Consider the following 5,311-nt stretch of genomic DNA (forward strand, 5'->3'; position numbering starts at 1 on the left):
CTCCCCAGCCTCACACACTATCACACTCATTATATAAAAGACAGCCACACACTCCACCACACACCCCCCTCACCCCCCCCCCCCCCCCGCGGGCCGGACCGGACGGCTCAGCGGAGGGGAACGGCGTCCTTCGGGGACGTGTGCCAGTTGGTGACGACCGGCTTGTCGACGGTGATGGTGCCCACGGGCAGGGAGGCCGGGTCGGGGTCGCTGTTTCCGACGGCGACGATGATGCTGTCCAGCTCCTTGCCGCCGTTGGCCGCGGTGGTCTTCGGGTTCACCCCGGCGTAGGCGGCGGTGTTGCCGCTCAGCGTGATCTGCTTGCCGGCGGACTGCTCCGCGGGGCCGGCCTGGGTGCCGTCGGAACCGAACGCCACGGTGGGCAGCGCGCCCGGCAGGACGCAGGTGACGCCCGGCTTCGCCTTGGCGGTGATCAGGATGTATCCACCGGCCTGGGTCTCGGACTTGGTGCTCCACGCAATGTCGTTGGCTCCGCAGACCTGCCCGGCCGGCTTGCGCCCGCCGGCGCCGGTCCCGGCAGCGGAGCCGGAGCCGGCCCCGCCGCTGGTCCCCTTGGCGGCGCCCGGGGCCGGCGACCCGGACGGGGAGGCCGCGCTCCCGGTCGCGGCGGCGGACGGAGAACCCTGTGCGGCACCGGCACCGGCACCGGCACCGGTGCCCGCGGATGCGGTGGCGTCCGTGTCCTGGCAGGCCGTCATCAGCAGGGCGCCGCACGCGAGGGCCGCGGAGACGAGGAAGGCCTTGCGCCGGTTGCCGAACATGAAATCCCCTTGGGTGCATGGTGGTTGCGCTCGAAGCGGTGGTCTCCGCTCCTCGGTGCTGTCTTGATCACTATGCGGGAGCCGAGAGCCGGGGGGTACCGGCGTCGTCGTTCCAGGACAGCGCTGTCGCAGACCGGTGACATGACCACAACGGGAAAGCCCCGTCCGACGGTCCACGGCCGCCGCACCCGACACGCCCGCCCGGGGTCCGGTGGATCGTCGGCCCGGTCGACGAGGATCGCACTGCGGCCACCGCCCCGCGTCCCGGAGAAGGCCGCCCTCCTCACCTCGCCGGAGTCGTCATGGCCCCACCCTGGAACCCGCCCCGCCCCCGCCGCTCCGGAGCCTCGCTCCTGCCGGTCCTGCTTCCCATCGGGGTGCTGATCGTGGTGGCGGTGGCCGTGGGGTCGTGGCTGCAGTTCACGGAGCGGCAGGCGATCGACACCGTCCACACCGTCGGATCCACGGCTCCGGACCGGGTGGACGTGGAGGCCTCCGTCCAGCGCGTCGACGCTGCCGCACGCGAGCTGGTGCTGCGGGTCCGGGCCGTTCCGCTCGGAGCCGTCGGCGAGGAGGAGGAGAGCGCCCCGGTGGCCGACCTCAGCCTCCAGACCTCGGCGGCGACCCTCGAAGACCTGGACTTCAAGGCACACGAGCGGATCGCGACCCGAGACGTACAGGTCGCGATCACGGGCGGATCGGTCAGCGACTACCCGTTCGACACCTACGAGACCGGCATCGGGTTCAAGGCCCTGCTCGGCGGCAAACAGGTGCCCGTGCGGATGCTGTTCTCCAACAACGACACGCTCTTCTCGGTCTCCGCGACGCCCGGACCCGACCGGCAGGAGGCCGTGCTGGCGCTGGCGCTGTCCCGGTCGGGCAGCCTGATCGTCTTCGCGGTCTTCATGATGCTCGTGATGTGGGCTCTGGCTGCGGCCGTGCTCATCGGCGCCTGGTACCTGACGACCCGCGGCCAGGGCCTCGTCTGGCCCGCCCTCGCCTGGATGGCCGCGACCCTGTTCGCGCTGGCGGCGTTCCGCAACACCGCCCCCGGCACTCCCCCGATCGGCTGCGTGCTGGACTGGTTCGCCTTCCTGTGGGCCGAGACGATCATCGCCCTCTGCCTGATCGCCGTGGTCGTCACCGGCGTCCGCACCGCCCTCCGGGAAGACGAGGCCGCCCGCACCTAGGCGTTCGCGATGACCAGCAGGGTGCGGGCGGGCGTGCGGCCCGGCAGGCGGCAGCGGTGCGGGAGTTCACCGCGGTGGTGCGCGCTCTGGCCGGCGCGCAGCGTCAGCGGCTCCTCGCCCTCGACCTCCAGGACGATCTCGCCCTCCAGGACGTAGAGGAAGTCCTCGCCGGGATGCCGGAACCAGCCGCGTTCGCCGCGTTCCGGCTCGAAGTGGTGCTCGTAGGCCTCCATCACCCCGCTGCGCCCGCCGGGGATGAGCACGCGCGCGACCTGTCCGGCGGTCTCGTCCACCCGGATCACCTGCGGGTCGGCCTCGTGACTGACCGTGCCGGGGCGGCCCGGCGGCCTGAGGAAGGTGCCGGGGGTGACGTCCAGGGCCTCGGCGATCCGGTAGATCGAACTGAGGCTGGGCGTGGCGAGTCCGCGTTCGAGCTGGCTGAGGAAGGGCTGGGAGAGGCCCGAGCGGGTGGCGAGTACGGCCATGGATACTCCGCGCTGCTTGCGGCAGGCGCGTATCACCCGTCCGACCTCGATCGCTTCGGGTGTGGGTTCGGGGCGAGACACGCTGGTGAACGTACCGCATGCCGGCGGTGGGGCCGGGTGGCCCCGGAACGTTTCGCACTGCTGAAACACGCCCTTCATAAGCGTCGTCAATTATTGACCTCACTTATGAACCACCCGAACGAACGAGGAGCCGCTCCGTGCACTCCACCCCCTCACCGGCGGGCCGGGCCCGCGGCCGGATCGGCCCCGCCCTCGGCGCGGCCGGCGCAGTGCTAGCCCTGTGGTCGCTGACCGCCTGGTCCGGCGCGGTGGCTCCCGGACTGCTGCCCACGCCCGCCGGGACCGCCGCCGCGCTCGCCGACAGCGCCCGCAGCGGCCTGCTCGCCTCCGACGTCGCCGCCAGCCTGACCCGTGCGGGGCAGGGCTTCGCGCTGGGTGCCGTGACCGGGAGCGCGCTCGGCTTCGCCACCGGCTACCTGCCGGGGCTGTCCGCCGCCGTCACCCCGCTCGTCTCCTTCCTCCGGCCCATCCCGGCCATCGCCCTGGTACCGCTGGCCACGGCCTGGTTCGGCATCGGTGAGACCGCGAAGCGTCTGCTCATCGCCTACGCCGTGCTGCTCGCGGTCTGGCTGTACGTGCACGACGGGGTCTCCCGGGTGCCCGTCTCCCACCTGCGGGCGGCCCGCACCCTGGGGGCGCCGCTGCACCGGCGGTTCACCGAGGTGCTCCTGCCGGCCGCGGCTCCGGCCGTGCTCGCGGCCCTGCGCTACGGCGCCTCGGTGGCGCTGCTCGCCCTGGTGGCGGCCGAACTGGGCGGCGCGGACAGCGGGTTGGCGTACCGGCTCCAGGTGGACGGCCAGTTCCTGCGCGTGGACCGGATGTTCGCGGGTCTGCTCGTGCTCGGCCTGCTCGGTGTGGCCGTGGATCTCGTCCTGGCCGGGATCGGCCGCCGGTTCGTGCACTGGGGCACGTCATGAGCAGGCGGGTGACGCTGGACGGGCTGTCCGTCGCGTACGGGGGCGCGCCCGTGCTGGATCCCGTCGACCTGGACCTGCCCGCGGGGTCGTTCACGGCGCTGCTGGGTCCCAGCGGCTGCGGCAAGTCCACCGTCCTGGGGGCGGTCGCCGGGTTCGTGACGCCGGCGGGTGGCAGGGTCACGGCGGGCGCCGGTCCGGTGCGCGGACCGGGACCGGACCGGGGCGTCGTCTTCCAGCACTACGCCCTGTTCCCCTGGCGCACGGCCCGCGGCAACGTCGAGTTCGCGCTCAAGCGGCTCGGCCTGCCCCGCGCGGAGCGCCGGCGGCGCGCGCTGGCGGCGCTCGCCGAGGTCGGTCTCGAGGAGGGCGCCGAAAAGTACCCGGCCCAGCTGTCCGGCGGCATGCAGCAGCGCGTCGCCCTGGCCCGCGCCTTGGCCGCCGAGCCCGAAGTCCTTTTGATGGACGAGCCGTTCGGGGCTCTCGACACCCTCACCCGGACCCGCATGCAGGCTCTGCTGCGGGAGCTGTGGCAGCGTCGCGGCACCACCGTGCTGTTCGTCACGCACGACATCGACGAGGCCCTGGCCCTCGCCCAGCGCGTCGTCGTCCTCGGCGGGACCCCCGGCCGGGTGCTGGCCGACCACGCCGTGCCCGACGGCCCGCCGGACCCCGATCTGCGGGCCCTGATCGCCCGTCATCTCCACTCCCTGCCCGCCGGATGACCCTGCGTTCCCCCACCCCGCCCCGACCCACCCCGCCCCCACTCCCGGAAGGACCGCTCTGCCATGTCCAGATCCCGCGCGGTGGCCGCCGTACTCCTGGCCGCCCTGCTCGCCGCCGTCACGACGGCCTGCTCCGACGGATCCGCCGCCCGGACCGCCGGCGGCGGACGCCCGTCCGTCACCATCGCCTCCAGCGACCACCTCGGCGGCGCACCCGTCCACCTCGCCCAGGAGCGCGGCCTGTGGGCCGGCGAGGGCATCGCCGTCTCCGTCACCACCCAGCCCACCGGCCGCGACGCCCTCAACGCCGTGCTCGGCGGCCAGGCGCAGTTCGGCGTCGTGGGCGACCTGCCCGCCGTGACGGCCGCATTGGGCGGCCGCGACCTGCGGATCGTCGCCGACCTGTCCCGGTTCACCGACTGGCGCCTGCTCACCCGCTCCGACCGGGGCGTCACCGGCTTCGCCGCACTGAAGGGCCGCAAGGTCGGCGTCCCACAGGGCACCAACGTGGAGTACGCGCTGTCGCGGATGCTGGCGTCGGCCGGCCTGTCGGCGGCCGACGTGACCGTGGTCAACCTCGCGCCGAACCAGGTGACACCGGCCCTGGCCCGCGGCGACATCGACGCGGGGGTCACCTTCCCCAGCTTCTACGACGCGGCGCGCACCGCCCTCGGCGAGCGGTACGCGGAGGTGGCCTTCACCGGATACACCGCCAGGACCCTGCTGGTCGCCGGCCCGTCGGCCGACGGGAAGACGACCGCCTCGGTGGTCCGTACCCTCCTGCACGCCCAGCGCGACCTCGCCGCCGATCCGGCCGGTGCCCGCCGGGCCGTGCTCGCCCAGTCCAAGGGGGCGCTGCAGGCCGGGTACGTCGACGCCTTCCAGCCCCGCTACGCCTACGGCGCCACCCTCTCGCCCGAGCTGCTCGCCCAGCTGGAAGAGGAGGCCGCCTGGGCCAAGGCCGCCCAGGGGCTGCGGGGCGCTGCGGACCGCGCCGCGCTGCTGCGCTACCTGGACCCCGCCCCGCTGACGGCCGCCGACCCCGAGACGCTGGAGCAGCTGATCCGGCCGACCGGCTTCTTCCGGGCCAAGGCCAAGTCCCTGATAGGCCTCGCCGCCGCCCTCCGCGACCGC

5 protein-coding genes and 2 pseudogenes are annotated in these 5,311 nt (G+C 73.8%); 5 read left to right on the top strand and 2 right to left on the bottom strand.

All coding sequences use genetic code 11. The annotated features are described in order from the left end of the window. Positions 1 to 107: 107 nt before the first annotated feature. Entirely contained in the window at positions 108 to 782 is a 675-nt protein-coding gene (locus tag ACFXA3_RS25985; RefSeq protein WP_385190672.1) for a DUF4232 domain-containing protein, read from the bottom strand. A gap of 302 nt (positions 783 to 1,084) precedes the next feature. Between ACFXA3_RS25985 and ACFXA3_RS25990 the strand changes: the two genes are divergently transcribed. Beyond that, a complete protein-coding gene (locus ACFXA3_RS25990) occupies positions 1,085 to 1,972 on the top strand; it encodes a DUF4436 family protein (protein WP_385190673.1) in 888 nt (295 codons plus the stop codon). Here ACFXA3_RS25990 and ACFXA3_RS25995 read toward each other — a convergent pair. Next, the gene (locus ACFXA3_RS25995) at positions 1,969 to 2,538 is read right to left on the bottom strand and encodes a helix-turn-helix domain-containing protein (protein WP_385190675.1); all 570 of its coding nucleotides are present in this window, start codon (positions 2,536 to 2,538) and stop codon (positions 1,969 to 1,971) included. The genes ACFXA3_RS25990 and ACFXA3_RS25995 overlap by 4 nt on opposite strands. 137 nt (positions 2,539 to 2,675) lie before the next feature. On the opposite strand from ACFXA3_RS25995, the gene ACFXA3_RS26000 reads away from it, so the two are divergent. The 4 genes and pseudogenes from ACFXA3_RS26000 to ACFXA3_RS26015 form a co-directional block, all read left to right on the top strand. Beyond that, positions 2,676 to 3,455 (top strand): ABC transporter permease, encoded by a 780-nt coding sequence (locus ACFXA3_RS26000; RefSeq protein WP_385190677.1) that lies wholly within the window; start codon positions 2,676 to 2,678, stop codon positions 3,453 to 3,455. Next, complete coding sequence (locus tag ACFXA3_RS26005) at positions 3,452 to 4,177, top strand: ABC transporter ATP-binding protein (RefSeq protein ID WP_385190679.1); 726 nt, start codon at positions 3,452 to 3,454, stop codon at positions 4,175 to 4,177. The genes ACFXA3_RS26000 and ACFXA3_RS26005 overlap by 4 nt, the downstream gene beginning before the upstream one ends. A 63-nt stretch (positions 4,178 to 4,240) precedes the next feature. Further along, positions 4,241 to 4,984, top strand: a pseudogene (locus ACFXA3_RS26010) (ABC transporter substrate-binding protein); the annotation flags it as partial. Between the two features lie 24 nt (positions 4,985 to 5,008). Continuing rightward, positions 5,009 to 5,311 (top strand): annotated as a pseudogene (locus ACFXA3_RS26015) (hypothetical protein); the annotation flags it as partial.

The organism is Streptomyces sp. NPDC059456 (assembly GCF_042750055.1).
In the GTDB taxonomy this organism is placed as follows: domain Bacteria; phylum Actinomycetota; class Actinomycetes; order Streptomycetales; family Streptomycetaceae; genus Streptomyces.

Bases quoted from the DNA above. Each gene is read 5' to 3' on its own strand.
- ACFXA3_RS25985 (WP_385190672.1), bottom strand. From the start codon at position 782: ATGTTCGGCAACCGGCGCAAGGCCTTCCTCGTCTCCGCGGCCCTCGCG.
- ACFXA3_RS25990 (WP_385190673.1), top strand. From the start codon at position 1,085: ATGGCCCCACCCTGGAACCCGCCCCGCCCCCGCCGCTCCGGAGCCTCG.
- ACFXA3_RS26005 (WP_385190679.1), top strand. From the start codon at position 3,452: ATGAGCAGGCGGGTGACGCTGGACGGGCTGTCCGTCGCGTACGGGGGC.